Annotated in this window: 10 protein-coding genes and 1 tRNA gene; 6 read left to right on the forward strand and 5 right to left on the reverse strand. The window is 43.4% G+C overall.

The annotated features are described in order from the left end of the window. The first annotated feature begins 14 nt into the window (after window positions 1–14). The 5 genes from FSU_RS15065 to FSU_RS15085 all read left to right on the forward strand — a co-directional run bounded on the left by FSU_RS15065 (window position 15) and on the right by FSU_RS15085 (window position 12,928). On the forward strand, window positions 15–2,405 hold the full coding sequence (locus tag FSU_RS15065; RefSeq protein WP_014547206.1) for a hypothetical protein: 2,391 nt from the start codon (window positions 15–17) through the stop codon (window positions 2,403–2,405). A 34-nt stretch (window positions 2,406–2,439) separates the two neighbouring features. Further along, on the forward strand, window positions 2,440–6,237 hold the full coding sequence (locus FSU_RS15070; RefSeq protein WP_014547207.1) for a ribosomal protein L7/L12: 3,798 nt from the start codon (window positions 2,440–2,442) through the stop codon (window positions 6,235–6,237). Between the two features lies 1 nt (window position 6,238). Then, entirely contained in the window at window positions 6,239–10,777 is a 4,539-nt protein-coding gene (locus FSU_RS15075; RefSeq protein ID WP_015732355.1) for a hypothetical protein, read from the forward strand. 14 nt (window positions 10,778–10,791) lie between these two features. After that, on the forward strand, window positions 10,792–12,789 hold the full coding sequence (locus FSU_RS15080; protein WP_015732356.1) for a hypothetical protein: 1,998 nt from the start codon (window positions 10,792–10,794) through the stop codon (window positions 12,787–12,789). 66 nt (window positions 12,790–12,855) lie between these two features. Then, a tRNA-Arg gene (locus FSU_RS15085) sits at window positions 12,856–12,928 on the forward strand. A gap of 81 nt (window positions 12,929–13,009) precedes the next feature. Here the strand turns inward: FSU_RS15085 and FSU_RS15090 are convergent. Beyond that, on the reverse strand, window positions 13,010–13,597 hold the full coding sequence (locus tag FSU_RS15090; RefSeq protein ID WP_014547210.1) for an L-threonylcarbamoyladenylate synthase: 588 nt from the start codon (window positions 13,595–13,597) through the stop codon (window positions 13,010–13,012). Window positions 13,598–13,682: 85 nt separating this feature from the next. Here FSU_RS15090 and FSU_RS15095 point away from each other — a divergent pair, with 85 nt between their 5' ends. Beyond that, on the forward strand, window positions 13,683–15,053 hold the full coding sequence (locus FSU_RS15095; protein ID WP_014547211.1) for a chloride channel protein: 1,371 nt from the start codon (window positions 13,683–13,685) through the stop codon (window positions 15,051–15,053). 112 nt (window positions 15,054–15,165) lie between these two features. Here FSU_RS15095 and FSU_RS15100 read toward each other — a convergent pair whose 3' ends face one another. The 4 genes from FSU_RS15100 to FSU_RS15115 all read right to left on the reverse strand — a co-directional run bounded on the left by FSU_RS15100 (window position 15,166) and on the right by FSU_RS15115 (window position 21,112). Next, window positions 15,166–16,227, reverse strand: a complete 1,062-nt coding sequence (locus FSU_RS15100) for a M23 family metallopeptidase (protein WP_015732357.1) — start codon at window positions 16,225–16,227, stop codon at window positions 15,166–15,168. 184 nt (window positions 16,228–16,411) lie between these two features. Continuing rightward, complete coding sequence (locus FSU_RS15105) at window positions 16,412–16,966, reverse strand: hypothetical protein (protein ID WP_014547213.1); 555 nt, start codon at window positions 16,964–16,966, stop codon at window positions 16,412–16,414. Window positions 16,967–17,228: 262 nt separating this feature from the next. Then, the gene (locus tag FSU_RS15110) at window positions 17,229–19,079 is read right to left on the reverse strand and encodes an MBOAT family O-acyltransferase (RefSeq protein WP_014547214.1); all 1,851 of its coding nucleotides are present in this window, start codon (window positions 19,077–19,079) and stop codon (window positions 17,229–17,231) included. 26 nt (window positions 19,080–19,105) lie between these two features. After that, window positions 19,106–21,112, reverse strand: coding sequence for a GDSL-type esterase/lipase family protein (locus tag FSU_RS15115; protein ID WP_014547215.1), 2,007 nt, complete (start codon window positions 21,110–21,112; stop codon window positions 19,106–19,108). Window position 21,113: the final 1 nt, after the last annotated feature.

The following is a 21,113-nucleotide window of genomic DNA, read 5'->3' on the forward strand; positions in this document are numbered from 1 at the left end:
GATAGGTAAAAAGAATGGCTAATTTAATTAAATTTTTAAAATTACAAAATAAATGTTCTCGTCCCGTATTTTATTCGCTCTCATTCTCTGCCCCCAGATTTAAAAAGTCTGATGAAATTCCATTGGGCCTTGTTATGCCTAATGCATGTAGAGAATATGATTTGTCCAAAGATCTTGTTGAAAAGAACGTTCATGAAATGGATGAAGCTCAAATTTCATTGAAAGTTCGTGGTATATATGGATCAATCGTTAGCTTTGGCATTCCGCTGACTATCGGCTTTCAGTCTACATCACAAGCTGTTTTGATTGCATCTGGAAATGCCCAAATTCCTAATCTTCACATGAATTTAAATGGGGTAGATTTCTCAAATCCAACTCCTAATGTGATTGTAGCTGCAGGAAATACCCCCACTTCACCCCAAAAACCGAAAGAATATGGGATGGATACTACGAATACTTCAGTTTCTAAGGCGAATACTCAGGAAAAAAAGTCTTCTGAGAAAAAAATGAAATTAGTATCTAGGGTTTCATGGAGAAAGTCTGCAGAAGGCTTTAATCGATATGTTCGCCAGCTTGATGAATATTTGGCAACGAAAGCTTATGAAATACCTGAAGAATATGATCCAAATCATGTTGTTGGTGGAACGGGTATCGTTGTTCCTGAAAATGAGGTTTTGTTAACAAAAATAGTCTTGAATGCACCCAAATTTGTTGTGGGCGGAAAATTCAACTTTGCTTATTCCGTTAAAGAAGGTGCAGCCTCGCTTGAAAAAATTCTTATTCAGTCGAGTGGTAACAAGTCTGTTGCTGAAAATTCGGTGGTTGCTGCAGGAACGTATGTCATACATGTATTTCTTAGTCCCAAAAAGGGCTATGCGTTTGAGGTCAATGGTGGAGCACCTGTTTGTGATGTCACGCTTGCTGACGGAACGAAGTTAGAGCCTTTTGGTATTATGACGGTGAATGAAAAGAAATGGTATCACTTTAGATATAAAATTGAAATGACATCGATAGTGGTGGCTGATGATGTTCGATATGTAAGTTGTACAAATAAAGGTGCTTATGTAGCAAAACTTAGAATTCATTATCAAAAGCCAAGTTCTACAACTTGGGAATCTACAACTTTAACGTCTCTTTCTCTTGGTCAAACTCAAAAATATGATTTACTTTCTCAACTTGGCTTGCCTGCGAATACTTTAATTCAGGCGGAACTAGTTGTAACTGCTGGTTCTAATAAAAAATCTGATAAAATTTTAAGGATTAATTCAGGAACGACCAAAATTGCGAATTATACGTGCAGTGGAACTACTTTAAATAACAGTTTGACACTGAATATAGAATCGGGGGTTGCTGTTGCTAAACCTGTACAGAAAGATGTTGAAATAAGTAGGGTTGTTTTAAATGCTCCGAAATGGGTTGTTGGTGAAAAAGTTAGTTTCGGTTATACGGTTAAGGAAGGAGCTGTTACTGTAGAGCGAGTTCTTGTCCAGTCAAGTGATAACAGGTCTGTTGTAGAAAATTCAGTAATTTCAGCGGGAACGTATACGGTACATGTATATCTTTACCAAAAGACGGGATATACTTTTAAGGAAGCGAATGGAAGTGCCGTTTGCGATGTAATGCTGGCGGACGGAACAAAGCTGGTATCGAGTAGTCATGCTACGGTAAATGGGAAGAATTGTTGCCATTTTTCGTATAATGTGAAAATTCAAAATACAATAATAAGCAAGGTTGTTTTGAATGCTCCACCACAATTAAAAGCAGGGAATCAGATAAACTTTGACTATACTGTCAAAGAGGGGCCTGTTACAGTTGAATGGGTTTTGTTTGTTAGGGCTAGTGATAACAAATTTATTAATTACAAAAAAGAATATCCTGTTGTTGCTGGAGGTGAAAAGTACACTGTGCATGTGTATCTTTACCAAAAGACGGGTTATGCGTTCAACGAAGTAAATGGAAGCGCTGTTTGCGATGTGTCGCTTGCTGATGGAACAAAGCTTGTTTCAAGTAGCCATGCAACTGCAAACGGGAAAAATTGCTGTCATTTTTCTTATGAATTAACGATCCCCTCAGATGTGACGTCAGACCATATTCGTTATGTAAGCTGCACCAATAAAGGGGCCTATATAGCAAAGTTGAGAATCCGTTATCAAAAACCGGGCTCAACATCCTGGGAATCGGTAACATCAGGCTCTTTTACAAGGGGCAATACAAAAACGTATGATCTTGTTTCTGAGCTTAATTTACCTCTCAATACTTTAATTCAGGTGGAGGTTGTTGTTACTGCTGGGAAAAACAATAAATCTAGCAGGATTTTAAAGGTCCATCCTGGAACGACAAAAAGTGCGAACTACACATGTAGTGGAACAACTTTGAGCAACAAACTGGCTTTAGAAATTAAGTAGTAAGTCAAACCTTTAAACTATAGCAGATAATCTTATGGAAACAAGTTTTTATTCTTGGATTAGAAAAGGCCTTGGTAGCCAAATTAACGAGATTGATAATCTCGGAGAAACATCTGATAAAACTGAAATAATAGATAATGAAGCAAAAAAACGCGCTACAGTACAGCTGACTACAGTTGTTAAAGCCCGGTTACTTGAATCTGGAGAAACGTCTTCAAATTCTGAATCTGATTCGTCTGATTCAGAGAAGTCAGAAATGGACTTTATTCTTAATGGAATTGATGAGTCCAATAAAAAGGATGTTCTCAATGCAATTTCTTCATTTGCTAAGGTTAATCTTACTAAAGCGAATGAAATTGTTGATTCACCCAATAGTTTTTTCAGAAAAACGGTATCAAAAACAGAAGCCGAAACTTTTAAAAATAACCTGAATAAATTAGGTGCGAAGGTTGTTTTGGTGAATGTTGTCACAAGAACGGAATCCAAAACTATAGCTCTTTCTGGCCCTAGCGATGTTATATCGTTAGATTCTAAAGCAATTGCTCGCGTGTTTCCTACTCCTGATTTTGATGCTTTCCCAAAAGATGAATATCCATATGTTGAATTTTGGGAACCTGATTTCGCTTGGCGTTTTACTCCGGCGAAGGCTGCTGAAAATGGAAAGAAATTACGTCCTTGGCTTGCACTTGTTGTTTGTGAATCCTCAAAATGTTCTATTGAAAAAACGTCTTGGGGAACTGAACTTGTCACGTTTAATGTTGAAAGTGATGTCGAGTATAAGAATGTTTTCCCGAATCCTGCTGATGTATGGTGCATGGCTCACGCTCAGAGTAAAAAGGGCGAGGATGCGGAATTTTGCCGTATTCTTGGTGTGAAAAGTAATGCTATGGAACGGAATGCTGAATATCGTGCTTTCTTGATTCCTGTTTTTGAAGTCGGTCGACTTAGAGGACTTCGTGGTCCTAATTATGATGAAAATGCAGATCAAACTGAACGAAGTCTGAATAATATTGCTGTTCAGACCTCTGCTTGGGAAATTAGTCTTGATGAACAAAAGAAAAAACATGAATCGCCTTTGACTTTCCCCTCGTATTATTCATGGAATTTTAGAACGGGTGATTTAAGCTTTGTTGAAAAGGTCAGATCTCTCGTATGCAATGATGCAAAGAAAAGTGGAATTGATGTTGATGTCACTTCTTTGGGTGAAGGCTTGGATTATGCTGTTTTGGCGAAAAAGCCTACTCGCAATAAAATCAATATGCCTGCAGCGTTGACAACGGTTAAGAGTGCTGCTGAAAGTGCTTTCCCCAATTCAAGTTCTGATGAAAAAGATGTCTATGATCATTTAAATAGTTTACTGTCCAAAAGTCCTGTCTTTGAAGAAAATGCCAAATTGGTAAGTAACGGATCGAATTCAAATGTTGATAGCGGAGATGATCCGTGGATTACACCACCGATTTATGGTGGTAAACACGTTCTTGCCACATCTTTGGATGAGAAGAAAAATGCAAAGACTCCCTGGTTAAATCAGGTTAATTTGGATCTTCACTATCGTGCTGCTGCGGGACTTGGCAAAAAGGCTGTACAGAGAAATCAAGAGGAACTTGTAAATCGAGCTTGGAAGCAAATTGATGCTATTAAAACATTAAATGCAGAACTGAATCAAAAAATGCTCAGTACTAATGTTAGTGACTCTGTGAAGTATATGAATTACAGTTGGGCAGGGAAAAAAGATGTAGCGATAAATACGAATGATTCTGCAAATAAAATGGTTGTACGGATGATGAAGAATCTATCGCTTATGAAAAATACGAAATTTGGAAAGAATAAAAAAGAAAAAGGAACTTCTTTAGCCGATGTTATGGACGCTATGAAAATTCCTGACGCTTTTGCATCCATTTCTTTCCAAAATACTACTAAAAAAGCTTTGAAAAAAGATGATGATTCCTCAGTGTTGGGGCTTATTGCGGATAGTCAATGTTATAGGAATAACGGTTTGCCTTTTGCGAATACTTTTAATGTTAACAATTTGTCTAGATTCAAGGATTGGCTTCATCCATATCTTTTAAAGTATCTTGTAGTGAAAACTCCTTTGAATATGTTATTTGAATGGAATGAAAATCAAAGTGTTTTGAATTGTATATCCGTAAAAGCATTAAGCTATGTCTTTAGATATCAGGATTGTATTAATCGTGTTGAAAATAGAAGTTCGCGAGTCCAATTAGCATGGAACGGTGTTCAAAATTATATAAATACTTTGTATTCTGGTAATAGTCGGCCTGCTGAATATTTTGCAAATAAAAGATTATGGGAAATTACTACTTATGGGTATACGGAAGAAAGTAATCCGAATTTTAAAAGTAATTATACTAGTTTTCTTGGCGGAAATGTTAATGTTTATGCGCTAGATAGTTCTGTTTTTAAAGAAATGTTTTATACTAATGGAACTCCGACTGTTGCCAAATTTTATGGATTGAATGGAAAAAAATCACCAGTGTTTTTTATAGACCGAGATCGAGCTAAAAATGTCTCGTTCTATAGACTGGATGGCAGAGGTAATTTGGAATCTATATCCAATGTTGTAAATGAAAATTTCCAAAATGTAGGAAGTATTTTGGAAATAAAAAAACGGCAATCTGGGTTTAGTACTGTAGAACAAGAAGCTCTTTTATGTCATGCCACATTGTTTATGCCTGATTATGTTTATGTTAAGGAAGCTTATTTGAATAATCAGTGTACTGCCGATTATACCTTTAGTGATATGAATGATTTTTACACAAAAATGGCTAAAAAAATCGGTAATCAACATTCAAAATTATACGATGCATGGGTTGAATTGGTGAAAGTGACTACGGCCTATGTTCCTAAAACCGACCCTATTAAGTCCATACAACGTGATAGTGATGCCTATAATAAGGTTGAGTCTTTGAAAAATGGTCTTAGGGATGATTCTGCATATGCACGATTGAAAGAATGTGCAGATACGTATTACAAGACATTTTTTGCTAGTGCCGAATTGCGTAAAAATTATCTTGAAGATTGTCTTGCTTCGAAGTATCCTATCAAGGCTTATCCGATTTTCCCTGAACCTGCATATTATTATTTGAAGGATATTGCCGATGAGTTTATCTTGCCTGGGGTTGAAAATCTTCCAGATGATAGTATTTCAATGTTTAAGGGAAATGCCGCCTTTGTTGAATCGTATTTGTGCGGAATGAATACTGAAATGGGACGAGAGCTGCTTTGGCGTGAGTATCCAACGGATCAGCGAGGTTCCTATTTTAAAAAGTTCTGGGATTCTGATACAACGATCGATGATATCAAGAAAGAAAACTATTTTGATATTAATTCCATCCATCGTTGGAAAAACGCTCTTGGCGAAAATCATGTGGTCTCTGAAAACGGTTCAAAGGGTGACTTGCTGTTCTTTGCTATAAAGGGTGATCTTATGAAACTTTACCCTGATACTCAGATAACTCTTAGAAAGGCAAGTTGTACTTACGAGAGTAATAAATCTTTAAAATTTAGTATCATGAATGGCGTTTCTGAGGAAAATAAGGGAATACTGAAACCTGTTTCCCAAGCGTTTGTCCGTGAAGACGTTTATGTGGTTGGCTTTAGGATCTCATTCAAGGATGCTCTTGGATCATTCCAAGCTAATGGAAGTGGTAATAGCGGCTATATGCTTGTTTTTGAAAAAGCTTCAGAAAATATGGAGTTTATGGTTCCTGAAAATAAAGAATATGATTCTGCTGCAGGATTTGCTGCAAGTAGTGCTATTAAAACCTCTATTGTAGGCAAACATGTTTTAACCTTAATTGGAAAGAATTAATATGACCGATCTTAACGATATTCTTAATCAAATTCCCCAATCTAATAATATTTGCCTTTTTCCGTTAAGGCTGGAAACTCGTTTCTTTGGTGTTGGTGCGAACAAAGAGCTACGGGTAAGAATCATCCCTGATGAAATACTTTTGGATTATCATAAAAACGGACTTTGTCCTGATGAAGCTGAAGACGGTAAACGTTTTTGGATTCAATGGTATATTGCAAGCGGCTCGAAAAGAAGAGAATATGAAGCATGGCTTAATCTTTGCTCGAAGTATCCTCTTTCTCGTGCGGCATGGATTTGTAGGTGCTTGAGACCGCCTAAATTTGATGATTATAAAAGGGATGGAAAACTTTTTGGCCATCGTCCCTATCCGGGAATTTCCGAGATTGAAAAAGCTTGTGAAAAAATCTATAAAAATTTGGGTAATTTGCCTATTGATGAAAATGGCATTGTTAATAAGTCTAATCCAGATGCTTTTGAAGATAATGTGACGAAGCTATGTCAAATGATGCTGAATGACATGTATGAAATTTGCAAGAATTTAAGGCAAACTTCTATTGTTGATTATCTTTATGATTCTGTTTTGGAAATGGCTAATCATTTGAAGCGTCGCTTGGAATCGATTAGTAAAATTTATGATGAAAATCCAGATTTGAAGCGTAATGTCACCTTTGATCAGACAAAGGATCTTGACTATTGGTCTTTGAATGACTTGATGAAGGTTGTTAATGAGTTCATCAGAGACTATAAGGTGGAATTTAGAGTTTCATTGTCTGATATGAGGGATGAATATCTCAAACGTATGGACGCTCATGGCTTTTTTAGGACATGTGAGATTAGAGAAAAGAAAAATCTTGAAATTCCCGAAGCTTCATTCTTGCCTGGAAAATTTGTTTTTATTGGTGAAGCTATTGATGCGAATGGAAAAGTTATAAGGTATAGTTCTGCACAAAAGGATTATATTGTTTATTCAAATGATGTGAAGCGGAAAGATATAAAGCTTACGATTGATCCTAACAGTGATCCTTCGTGTTCTATTGATAGCAGTGGCTTAAAAGTTGATAAATCTATTCAGTGGATGTTTGATTATAATGCTGCTGTAGACGCTGGTATGGCTATTACCGTTAAAGTTGGGGCAAATGTAAAGGGCTTTAATTACATCTATGTTTTGGGTGTGAAACAACCCGAGTCCAATCAAGATGATTTATTGAATTTGCTAAATGGACATAATTATTTTGGTGAATCCTTGGAATTACTTGATCCTCGTATTGCGACAAATTCTATTGATGGATCAATGCCGACAAGCTGTGATGACCAAGAAAAACGTTGCCGGTATGAAGTTGAAGTAAATGGCGAATATGTCCTTTCTAGCGGTTCGAATAATGATGCTAAAGTTCTTTCTCAACATCTTAATGCGGATTATACAGGATGTATTGGACATATTTATAATTTTAATTCAGAAAGGGAGAATAATACTAAGAAAGCCTATGAAATTTTATGGAAAAAATTGAATGAAAAAAATACAAATGTTTCTCTTACAAGAAATTTCATTGGCCGATTCCTTATAGATCATGTGCGCGCTACAGGAAACATTCCGTCAGTAAAAATTGGTGATTTACCTTATGGTTTTTTACCTGTATCGATGTATGAAAACCTATACTCTTATTTGAAAAATTCAACAGATTATAGAACTTCATCGGATTATAGAAATCTTTATGCACTTTTAGGAGACTTGCTTGTTCTTAAAAAGCAATGGGACACTTTATGTGAAGATAAAGTGAAAAATCTTTCTTCACTGAAGGGAACGGATGCCGAAAAGAAGTATTTGGAAATGGCGGGTCAGACCCCTTATTCTGTATCCTTTATTCAACGTGATGAACTTTCATCAGTTTTGATCAAGAAAAATGAACCGTCGTTAGGTGGATTAAGCCTTTTAAATAATTTATTTAATGATGCTGGTTGTGGAAATCAGCCGATTCAAGGCTCCGATAAAATCTATAATATTGAAAAATCAAGTCTTGTAAACGCCTTAATTGCTGAAGGGTTTAGTAAAGATGATTCTATAAATTATGCGACTGAATTTATAGATATTTTGACCTATAGGCTTGATGCTTGGTTTAATGGTGTTTTAGATTTTGTCATGACTAGAAAGACAAGTGAAAAATGCCAGATTGGAGCCTATGGCTGGATCTTCAATTTGAAAGAAAAAGATTCAAAAAATTTGAATGGAGATCAGGATCATTTTATTGTAGCTCCGTCTATTCAACATGCTCTTTCTGCGGCTGTGTTGCGTAGTGCTTATCTTAAATCGAAGTCCAATAAGGATGATTCGCATGTGTGTGTCAACTTGTCCTCTATGAGAGCTAGACAAGCGTTGAGACTTGTTGATGGTATTCGTTCTGGCATGTCAATGAGTGTTGTCCTTGGCTGTGACCTTGAACGATATTTGCATGATGCCACTTTACATGGTAAAAAAGTGGAATTAGATATGTTTATCTATCCGCTACGCCAGTTGTTCCCCCAGACGGTAAATGTTGAAGCTAAAGATGCTAGAGCGGAAGACTATGCAATGCAAGTAATTAATGGTGAAGCTTTGCTTGAAACCATTATTAATCATGATTTGTGGACTTGGAGTAGCTCTGTTAGTGAATGGCTGAAACAGCGCCTTGTAGATGAAAATGATGAAAAAATGGCGTGGTTGCGTGATGAAGACCTGAAAATGAGTGACGTACAGCGCACGGCCTTCTTCAATATCATTGAGCGTTTAATGGATTCGTACGATGCCCTGAATGACTTGCTTCTTTCGGAAGGAGTTCATCGTCTTGTCATGGGTGATCAGGCTTCATTCTATGCGATTGGCAACTTTATGGCTAATGGTGAGGGTGGACTTCCTGATCCGGAAATTTTAAAGACTCCTAGTGAACATGCTGTGATATCTCACAAGGCGGGCGTGATGCTGCCTGAAAATGTTTCGTCTTCTGGTAAGCCGTTCAGTCTTGCTGAACCCTGTGTTGATGCTTGGATTGAATCACTTGTTGGGGGAATGGACAAAATTTGTTTCTTTGTGAAAAAAGAAGAAAAGAATGAAACATTTATTGAACCGTTCTCTCTTAAATATGTAAATGTGTCTGCTTCTGAATATTTGTATTTGTCGGCTTATCCGTCAACATTTATTAATTATCTTGAAACACGTTGGCGTTTGAAAACGGGAGATTATGCAAGCAGAATTACTATTATGGAAAGTGGTGAAGATGCTACGATATCCTGTTCTAGTAGCCAAATGAGCTTGGAAGATGATTCTTTCAGAATTCAGACTATAAGAAACCTCTTGAAAAAGAGCCATGGAATGCTTCCTTCTGATTGGATTAGCGATATTCAATCTGATAAAGATGATGAAGCTTTGATGGATAAGAATGAATTGGCAAAACGTTGTGCTGTATTGCTAGATAAGGCAAAGACATTACAATCTGTTATGACTCATTGGCTTTATCAGGCTTCCGTTGTGGATAATATTAGTGGTAAACTCGTCTTTAATGGTGGGTATGACGACAGTAAGGTCTCGGATGCTTATAAGAATCTGTGCGACTGTATTGACTTTGGCATGGTGAATTGCTTTACTGGTTTTGATTCTGATGCGTATGCTGGTAGATTCGATATGGTTTTGCAGTTTAAGGAACGAGAGCATTCTGTGCAAATCCAAAAGGATCTTTTCCAAATGGTTCAGTCTGCAACGGATGAACTGGAAAAAAGGATTGCAGAATGCACTGAATTAGTTGGTTCTAGTGAAGAAGAGATAAACAAGTTTAGTTCTGAAATAATTATTAATGCCATCCAAAAACTGACTTTGAAAAACGTTAAGATTTTCCCCAAGTTTAGGTTGGATAGTAATGACTTGAATATAGACAACTTTGTTACCCAGAAAAAATTTGGTAACTATAATGATAAGCTGAATGAAGATTCCTTTGACCAATGGCAAGATGAAGTTGCTGAGGTTCGTGAGGGAATGAAGGACCTTCATAATTTATCAATGGCTCAAGCCGCTCTGGACAAGGATGCATTCAGTGTTTCCATTCTTCAGACATCGACTAAGTTGGATGGCAATGCTTTTAGTGGCACTCCGAAGCTTGCCCTTATTGGTGAAGACTGGCTTGGTTTACCTGTTGATGACGAAAGCAAGCTTAGGGATGTTGATTCTCTTGTCTTGTATAATATTGACAAGAAAACCTTCAAGTCAAAAAATTATAATTCTGGATTCATATTTGATGCCTGGTTGGAATATATTCCCTACAAGAAGCATAATGCAGGGCTTGTATTCCATTGCGATAGGCCCGATGCGGAAGCTCCTCAAACAGTGCTTGTTGCTGTGAATCCTAATAAGGTTACTGCTAATGCCAAATGGGATTTTAGCAGTTTAAAGGGAATTTTGGAAACTACATCAAAGATGATGAAGTATCGTGCTTTAGAGCCATATTACATTTATGAAGATAGTGAGCTTTCGCAAATATTCCCGTTGTATGGCAATAAATTTGGTAATCTGTAATAGAGAGGGTGAACATGAATTCTATTGATTTTTGCACAGATCGCAGTTATTTCACAAAGATTATTAATGGTGATTTTTTAGATAAAGTTTCTTCTACAGAAACATCCATTGGTTCGAATGGTACCATTAGAATTTTGCCTAGAACTCAGAGTGATCCTAGAGAAACAGCCGATAAGCGTAATGCGGATTACAACAAAGCTTTGTCTATGCAGCCCTTTGATCCTTTGTGGATGTTGACTCGTCAATGGCAGTTTGGGCGTTTCCAGGGCAATGACTGTGGGTCTCCGATATCGGTGACTGTTCATGCCGTAAAAAAGAAAATTCGTGATGCTGACCAATCTACGGGTCCGGAATTAAAAGCAGGGCAAAAAGAAGAAGATATTTCTCCAAAGACCCCTTTGGAATACGAAGTTGAAAAAGTTAATTACGAAATAACTCCGTATGTTCGCGTTGAATGTGCGATGTATCTGAAGAAAATGTTGATTCGAGCTGGCCTTCAAAGTGTAGTTTCCCAGCTCGAAAAACGATATGCCTTGCCGGATTTTGTTGAAGAGCCTTGGAATACTGCAAATTCTGATAAGGATTCTTTTGCTTTGGAAAGACTTAAGACCCAGAAGAATAAGGCTTTGAAAAAATTCATTGCTTTTTATGGAAAACGTTCTTTTGATGGTTATAAAGTCTACTTGAGAATGGTTTCAAAATGTCTAGAAATTTCTTTGCCATCGAATGAAAAGAAAGCCTTTGATGAAGTTCAGCAGAAGTATATTTCTTGGCTTGAAAAAAAATTCTTGCCAAATAATGCTGGAAAAAACCATTGGAGTTCACAAAAGCTTGCATATGAAGCTTCCATGCATGAAGGAAATATTGATTATACAACGGATCAGTATGCATCTGGAACGTTATCTTGGTATTCATTTGATGCGAAGGAAGATTCTGAAGCGGATGCAAATAAGCGAAATCGTACATCGATTACTAAGGATCTAACGTACGTTCCTACTCCTGCAAAAATTCCTGGAGCTCCGGCACAAAGGCTTTGGGAGTTTGAAAATCGCAAAGTCACTATGGGTAATGGAGAGGCCGCTCCAGAATATATTGCAACCGCTGTTGTGATGCAGTATGTTAGCACTTATAGTAATGATTGGATGATTACTCCGCTAGAAACTGAAACTGGTACGGTTCTTGACGTTGAGTATATCGAAGTTAAGAATACTTTTAATGAAACTTTTAAGATCAATAAAAACGCAGAGGCTGTTGATGGAAATGCGGCTTCCGTTGGCCTGACAAATCGCTGGTGCCTATTTGGTTCTAGCCGCTCGGATGCTTATGGTGAAAGTGATTTCTCCTGTTGTAAGGGATTACTTTTCCCGCCGACAGTTCTTCGTTGTGAAGAAGGTGCTCCTATTGAAGAAGTGCAGTTCTTACGCGATGAAATGGCCAATATGCTTTGGGGCGTTGAAACAAAGATTAATGATGGTTGTGGTGGCTTTATGGATGGCCAAACTTTGTCTGATGCAGTTTTTAAAGAAGTTGATAAACAACGCAAGGATGATAAGAATGCTACAGTTGTCGACGCTAAATATTCTCTGTTGATTCAGAATAGAGTCCCGCTGAACTGGATTCCGTTCATTCCTGAACAGCTAGAAAATGGACGTGATATTATATTCCGCCGAGGCAGAATGCCGATTTATTACAAGTGTGCTGATGATAAGGATAATGATGGGTATAAGTCTGTTCGTCCATCGACAAATCTTTTGGCCGTTGAACGTGATGGTAAAAAGGTAAAGCCGTTCTACATAAATGAAGATCAAATTGGCGGTTATGGCATCAAAGTCACCAAGACTCCTCAGCGTACTAGATGGTTTATGGGAGCCACCTTTAACTGGATTGGTAATCGTAAAATCATCAGCGAATATCAGGCAAATAGTGGTCTGATGTTTGATGAACTGCTGAAGAAGGATGATGGTAGCGTAAATGTCGGAAGAAAAGATAAAGCGGAGGATAAAAAGGGGTAGGTCTTAAAATAGGTCTATCCGCTTGATAACTTCCCGAATATTTACTATATTCGTCTGCGCTTACTCGCCTGGTTAGTTCAGATGGATAGAACGAGTCCCTCCTAAGGATTAAACTCGCGTTCGACTCGCGAACCGGGTATAGCAAAAGGGCCGCATCTCGCGGCCCTTTTCTAATGTCTTGTCATGCCCGCCACAGAGCGGGCATCTCCCTTGCGATTTTTTAAACCAGTTCTCCGCGGATGACTTCTACGCAGTCGCCAACGAGGCTCACGACGTTTGTCGGGTTGATTTCTATGTTGCCGCAGTCGACCATCATGTCCACGGAATGTTGGAACGTTTTCCAGATGTCGTCGGTTTCGAACATGTCCTCTTCGCTGAGCTTGGCTGCCGTGCTGAGGATGGGCTTGTCGAAGTGCTGGAAGAGTTCCTTGAAAAACGGGTGCGTCGGGATGCGGATGCCGATTTCCGGGCGCTTCACGTCGAGCTTGCGCGCAATGTGAGGATCGGCGGGCAAAATGAACGTGTACGGGCCTGGTACGCGCTGCTTGATGATGTTGAACGCAAAATTGCTCACGTGGGCGTAGCCGGTGGCAAAACGGATGTCCGGGACGATGAGCGCCATGAAGAATTTTTTCATGGGCTTCTTGAGGGCGTAAAGTTTGTGGATGGCCTTGGAGGATTCGGCGTTGCAGCCGATGGCGTAGCCAGATTCTGTGGGGTAGAGGACGAGTCCGTCGTCTTCGAGGATTTCAGCGGCCTGCTTCACGATGCGAGGCTGCGGATTTTCTGGATGTACTTCGAGTCGCATAATTTTTTGCTATTTCGCTTTTTTGGATTGGAAATATATAAAAAATGAGTGTGAAGGGAACCCTAAAATTTCTATCTTGCGGCGCGTGAAGCGTATTCATCGGACGATTGCGAAACTTCTAGTGGTGAATGGTTACTTGCCGAAGCTTGGGCTTGCTGCGGTAATCGGTTTTGTGACGGGGCTTGTCGCTGTCGCTTTCCATTGGGGGCTTGAGCGCGCTGTGGATTGGGTTCGCATGCCGTGGACGCTTGGTATTTTGCCGTGGTACGCTTTTGCTGCGGTGCCTGCGATTGGCGGGCTTGTTGTCGGGCTTTTCATCCACAAGGTGGCTCGTGCGCCGGAGACGGCGGGGCAGGGGACCGACAAGATGATTTATTCTTTCCATCACCAGGGCGGGAATGTTCGTGCGCGTGTGGCGCCGGTCAAGTTCTTTGCGAGCATTATCACGCTTGCGACGGGCGGCTCGGCGGGTTACGAGGGGCCTATTTCGCAGATTGGCTCTGGCATTGCGTCGACGATTTGTAAGTTCTTCAAGATGCCGCGCATGATGCGTGGGCAGTTCTTGCTGGCGGGTACGGCGGCTGGGCTTGGCGCGATTTTCAAGGCTCCGCTTGCGGGGGCGCTTACATCGGTCGAGATGCTTTACCGCGAGGACTTTGAGTCGAACGCTTTTGCAACTTCGATTGTATCCTCGGTGGTGTCGTTTGCGGTTTACGTGGCGTTTGTGGGGACTGCGCCTTTGATTGGTGGCGTGCCGGCGTTCCCGTTTACGGGGGGTGTGGAACTTTTGGCATGCGCGCTTCTCGGCGTGCTCTGTTTCCCGTTCTCTTACCTGTACGTGCGTTTTTACTACGAGTCGGAGCGTCGTTTCAGCAAGTGGGCGGTTCCTGTTTGGCTCAAGCCTGCTTTGGGCGGTGCGTTCATTTCGCTGTTGGTTCTTGCATACCCGGAAGTTTCGGGTGGCGGCTTTGATTTTATTGATAACTTAATGGCGGGACTGGTGCCGCATTCAATGTGGGGCGTGCTGCTCTTGCTCGGTATCGTGCTTGCGAAAATCGTGGCGACTGCGCTCACGGTCGGGTCGGGCGGTTCCGGGGGTGTCTTTGGACCATCGCTATTTATTGGTGGGGTTATTGGCGCTATGTTTGCAGGAATATGCGAACTGGCGTTCCCGGGAGTTATCCGCATGCCCGAGATGTTCATTCTCGTGGGGATGGCTTCGTTCTTTGCGGGGGCTGCAAAAGCTCCGATTGCGGGCGTCGTGATGGTCTGCGAAATGACGGGGAGCTACAGCTTGTTGCCGGGGCTTCTGATTGCTTCGGTCATGCATATCGCGTTCTCGCGCAACTGGACGATTTACAAGAGCCAGGTGCTCAACAAGTTTGCGTCTCCCGCGCATCGCCGTGACATGGACCGCGAGCTTATCCAAGCGTACGACAAGATTGCTAAAGAGTAACACTCGGCACGCGGTTGTCCCTCGGCGGCGTTGTTGAAAAAAGTCGCGCAATCCCGCGCGACCTTCCAACTAAAATTAGCTTCCTACTGTCTACTAACCACTAACCACAGCCTTACGAGCAGCGCAGCACTTGTCCCGGGCGGATTTTTTCGGACTTGAGGTTGTTCAGGCGCTTGATGTGTTCGACAGATGTGCCATACTTGTGGGCAATCTTGCCAAGGCAATCGCCGCGGCGGACCTTGTAAAACTTGCTCTTGCCGATTTCCTTCTGGTAGGCGGCTTCGATTTCCTGTAGCTTGTCTGTATCGAGCGTGACTGAAATGTCCCTGAACGTGCCTTCGGCAAAGTCGTAGACTGTTTCCGGGTTGATGTACACGCCGTTGTAGCGCTTTTCAAAGTGCAAGTGGGCGCCGAACGAGCGGCCCGAGTTGCCTCCAACGCCAATCGTATCGCCGGCCTGGAGTTCGTCGCCGACCTTGACCTTCCAGCGTTCGAGGTGGGCGTAAAGCGTGGTGAGGCCATTGCCGTGGTCCAAAATCACGTAGCGGCCATAACCCTTGCGACGGCCCTGGTTGCGGACCTTGACGACCTTGCCTGCGAATGCGGCGACAATCGTGCGGTCTTCACCGTGGCAGAGACCGAGGTCCACACCGCGATGCATGCGGTGCTTGCGCGGACCGTAGTGGCCTGCGATGCGGCGGCTTTCTGTCGGGATGATGGACGTCGTCATGTCGAGGACGAACAACTTGGCCGGAGCGCCGGTAGAGGCGGAGTCCGTCGTGGCCTTGATGTCGGCATCGGCTTCGGCGTATTCGCGGACGGCTTCTTCGGTGTCGAGGCTATCGCTGTTGATGCCTTCTTCGGTACCGAGATCGTTCGTGGTAGAAGCGTGAGTCAAGTCCTGTGCGACTGTTTCTGTCTTCGGCTTGGTCGTGGCCTTTGCCTTGCGAGACTTGGACTTTTTCTGAGTAAAGTTGCTTTCGTTGATGAAGAATTTTCCGACAGTCGGAGCTTCTGCTTCGGGGGCGAAGTTGTCAATCCCGTCAATGGTTTGGTCCAATTCCGTACTTCTGGAATCAACGAGGCGAGGAACAATTTTTCCTGTGAGAGCGTCGTCTTTTGCGAAAAGGGCGAGCGGCAGGACTCCTGCAATAAGTATTGTTTTAATCTTCATAAAGGATACGTGTTCTATATATATGGGCTCAAAAATACTCAATTTTTGGATTTTTGTCACTATGTTTAGAACATTTTTTCACGAGATATTAACAAGAAAACTTTGCGTAACATTAATGTAAATTTGAGTAAACTTGTGAAAAATTTTGAATGTGCAAATTTCTGTAAAAATGGTCAAAATGTCGTTATTGCACACCGCATTTTTCCATGCCCTCATTGATTTCTTCAAGAGTGCTTTTAACGGTTTCGTAATAGTTTTTTTCTTTTCGTTGGAGAGCCTCGATGTATGCGTCGTCGATGCGGACTCCTTTATAAATGCTGTAGATGGAGGTGCTGTCCATTTCGCAAGGCGTCAGGTCTGAGGGGCATTCCGGAACTCCATATACAGGCGCATTCCCTAAAGAGCCTAAAATATCCCTGTAACAACTGTTGTAGCCGTACCAGTAGTCTGGCTCATCCTTGTGCTGTTCATCAAGCTTTTCAATGGCGATAGATGCCGCGTGAGCTTGTGCGGAATAATAGCTGCTCCAGCCTTTTGTCGTTTCGCAATATTGATATTCGGGAATGCATTTCCCTCTGAGCCCGGTTGTGTCCGTTGGTGTTATTTTGGCGAGTTCTTGGTCAATGTCAATAAATGCAGAAGGCTTTTCCGCTGACGTAGCCGAATCGCAGCTAGCCCAAAAGAACGAAGCCCCCGAAAGGAACAATTTCCCCAATAATTTGCGTAATCTTATATTCATAAAAATAAATATAAGTTAATTTTTAACAAAGTCAAGCATGCCCCGACTTCATTGCCCAAAGCGAAGCGGTCCGAGAGGCACGCAGTGCCGAGCCCATACCAGAAAACCTATAAATTACTGCTTACTAACCACCAACCACTAACCACTTACACCCGCCCAAAGCGAAGCGATCCGAGAGGCACGCAGCGCCCTCATCGCCCCAAATAAAAAAGGCGTGCTTTGCACGCCCCTTTCGTCTTTCGTCTTTCGTCTTTCGTCTAAACTAGAATTGGAAGTAAATAAACGGGCAAGAATCTGCGCTCATGAACTGGTAAATCACGAAGATGATGAACGCCGTCGCCGCCACCATTCCCGGAATCGGGAGCGATGCAAACGTGATGCGATAGCGGGACTTCACGCGCTTCGGAATCCAGTGGATAAGCATACCTGCGATGAACACGAGGATAATATTGATATGTTCCCATGCAATCGGGAGGATCGTATCCCAGCGCCAGGCGGTACCCATCTGGTGGACCATGTTCTTTGCCGTGTTCCAGGCGACTTCGTTTGCTTCTGCCGGGTCAAGGTTCGAACCTGCGCGGAAGAAGAGACGCGTGAACGTGATGAACACAAACGTGAGCGTCACATTCCATGCGGTCGTGAGCCACGGAAGCTCCTTCTTGCAGAACAAATGATAGATGATAGTGGAGTAGATGCCTACGAAAAGTACGCCGAACCACACGGCGGTAATCGCGCATATAGGAATCGTGTAGTGCTTATAGAGAATCGCGCTCAGTGCAAAGAATCCAAGTGCAATCGAGGCGCGGACGGTTGCGCTGCGCTTGACCCAGAGCTTGTTGAACACCTGGCCAAAGCCGTTCAAACCGCCCCAGATGATGAAGTTCCAGCTAGCGCCATGCCACCAACCGCCGACAATCTGCGTTGCCATAGCGTTCATGTTCGTGGTAATCGTCTTGCGGGATTCCGGCTTGAAGTAGGCGAAAATCGCAATGTAGAGGAAGAACACGCCAAGAGCGATGCCGACCCACATGCTGCCAGAAAGGAGAATGGCCACAAGGCTCAAGAATCCCATCCAGAAGAACGTGCCGACGGTTGCGTTTCTGTTACCGCCAAGAGGAATGTACAAGTAATCGCGCCACCAGCTAGAAAGCGAAATGTGCCAACGGCGCCAGAATTCGGTCGGGCTCTTTGCCTTGTACGGGCTGTTGAAGTTCTGCGGCAGGCGGAAGCCCATCAAAAGTGCAACGCCAATAGCGATGTCCGTGTAACCCGAGAAGTCGGCGTAAACCTGTAACGAATAAGCGAAAAGGGCAATCAAGTTTTCGAGGCCGGTAAAGAGGAGCGGCGTATCGAAAACGCGGTCCACAAAGTTCGTGGCGAGGTAGTCACTCAAGATGATTTTCTTGGCGAGACCGTTCAAAATCCAGAACACAGCCATGCCAAATGCGCGACGGGGGAGGAAATACGGCTTGTAAAGTTGCGGTACGAACTTGTCTGCACGCACAATCGGGCCTGCCACAAGCTGCGGGAAGAACGAAAGGTAAAAGCCGAAGTTCAGGATGTTGTCTACGGCCTTGATCTTACCGCGGTAAATGTCAATGCAGTAGCTCATCGCCTGGAACGTGAAGAACGAAATGCCGACCGGGAGGATAATCGTATCCACAAGCGAGTGCGTGTTGAACATTGCGTTGCTTGCGGCTGCAAAGAAGTTGTAAACGTGGAGCTCGATGCCGGTAAAGTCGTAAAGTGCGTCCAGGAAGAAGTAAGAGTATTTATAATAGCAGAGCACCAGCAAGTCGATAATCACGACTATAATCATCAAAAGTTTCTTTTTCCACTTTTCTTCTGCTTTCTCAATCCACTTGCCGATGAAGAAGTTTGCTATCACGCAGAAAATGAGGATGCACACGTAGCTGCCGCTCGTCTTGTAGTAGAAGAACAAGCTTGTCGCAAACAGGAATGCGTTGCGGAGCAAAAGCTTGCTGTGGACTAGCGAGAAGATGGCGAAGACGACCGCGAAGAAACCCCAGAAATAGAACTGGGTGAAGAGTAACGGAGAGTTCGGGTCAAACGCGAATGTGCGGGTCAGGTAGGGGATGATATAGTCAAGCATGATTTTTGGGCTTGTAAATTAGAAAATTATTTGGAGTCCGTCGTGCTAGGTGCTGGTGCTTTCGGCGTTTCCGCTGCTTGAGTGATTGGCTTTAGCGGAACTTGAATCTTGGGCTGCGCAGGTTGAGCGGTTTGCTTCACGACTTCAGGCATTGGAACGTCTTTATGGGCTGCGGCGGCAAGCTTTGGCATTTGCGGAGGAGCAACCGTTTTTTCGGCAGGCTGCTTGGCTGGAGTTTCCGCCTTGGCCGTTGTTTCCGTTTTTGTCGAAGTAGACGTCTTTGCTGGTGTGGCCGTTGGTGCGGGGGCGGCAACCTTAGACTGGATCGTTGCGGCTGCCTTTGCATTTGCTGGGGCGTTTGCTGCCGGAGCCGTGCTAGATGCTGCAGGGATTGTCTTTGGTGCCGGTGCGGGAGCAGGGGCTGCTGCGGTCTTGGCCTGGGCGGGTTTTGCCTGTGCAACGACCGGAGCTTCGGCGGGGAGGTTTGCGATGTGGTCAAAGTAGGCCTGCATCAAAGCCTTGTAGAACATGTCGCCGAGCAGCTGGTAGCCGGCGGTCTTGAAGTGGACCTTGTCTTTCTTGGCGAGGTCAGCCTTTTCCCACTTGGCCATGGAACCTAGGCCTCCCATGATGGAAAACTTGTCCCAGACACCTGCCTTGTGCTTGTCGGCAAGCATAAAGAATGCCTTGCGTGCGACTTCACCGTTCGGGTGCTGCACGTATTTTTTCTTGCGGACCTTGCGGTAAGAGTCGTTGTTCGTCTCGAAAATGAACGCCGTCTTGGGGCTCACCTTGCGGATGCGCTTGATGAGCATGTCGTAATCTTCGCGGAATGCCTTGTCGTTAAAGACATCCACATTGGCGTCGTTAATGCCGATGGCGAAAATCACGAGGTCCGGCTTGTAGTAGGACATTTCTTTTTCAAAGAGCGGGCATGTTTCCTCAAAGTAGTTTGAAACCTTGGCTCCGTTGATGCCGACGTTCGTGTACGTGATGCCGGGTGCGTTGTTCTCTGCCAAAATGCCCGTGAGCGTAAAGTGTGGGCGAGGCGGAACCGTATCAGCGGCAACGGAATCCTGTGCTGCTTGCAAGTCTTCGTCGCGGTTCAGGCAGTTCGTGTCAAGAACGTCTTCGCAGTCGCCCTGGAACATCGAGTCTGCGGCGACTGCCTGTGCCATTTGCTGTGCGGAACTTGCCGGAGGCGTAATGCCGAGCGAATCCATGCGCAAGGAGTCGGCGACGCGGGCGAGCGAGTCTGCGCGGGCCACAGAATCCTTGTAGAGCGAGTCTGTGATGAAGGCGGCAACTTCGGCTTGCTTGGTCGTATCTGCCCAGCGGAATGCTATCTGGATCGTGTCGATCGGACGCGGGCTCGTGAAAACGTAGCTCTGGCTAGAGGCATCGAACGTTCCAAAGACGTCCATGGAATCGATGCGGAGCACCGGTTCAACGTCGTTGCTGTCGCTATAGCCGAAAACTCTAAAGCTCGTTTCGCCCCAAATCGGTTCGGTATTGTACTTGTCCAAAAGGAGCGTGATCTCGGCACGCGGGTCGCGAGTGCTGATGGCAATGCCAAGGAGACCAAGCGGTTTAGTGATTTCGTGCTGGACGTTCTTGTTCTTGTCCCAGATGCCTTTATAATAGCTAGCGTAACTTGCGGGGGTGTTTGTCCTAGCTGCTGAATACGGGAATACGAAACCGCGACCTGCCGAAGCGCCCGGATATTCCTTTACCAGGTGTTCGCGGATGCGGCCCGAGATGACGTCTGCCTGCAAGTGCGAACCGCCAATGTGGAGGATGCGCACCTTGCCCCTGTTCTCGAAAACGAGCGTGTCGAGCTTCTTGAAGAATGGCTCGAAACTAGCGCTACCTTGCGGGAACTGGATGGTATTCAAGGACGTATCGATAAAATCGTATTTCGTAAAGTCAACGTCATAATAGCCTGGGGTGATTTCCATGTCCTTTGCAGAAACCATGGAACCCATGCTAACGATGCCAAGAATGGCAGCAATGACGGCAAGCTTTTTCTTCACT

It is taken from the genome of Fibrobacter succinogenes subsp. succinogenes S85 (assembly GCF_000146505.1).
GTDB classification, from domain to species: domain Bacteria; phylum Fibrobacterota; class Fibrobacteria; order Fibrobacterales; family Fibrobacteraceae; genus Fibrobacter; species Fibrobacter succinogenes.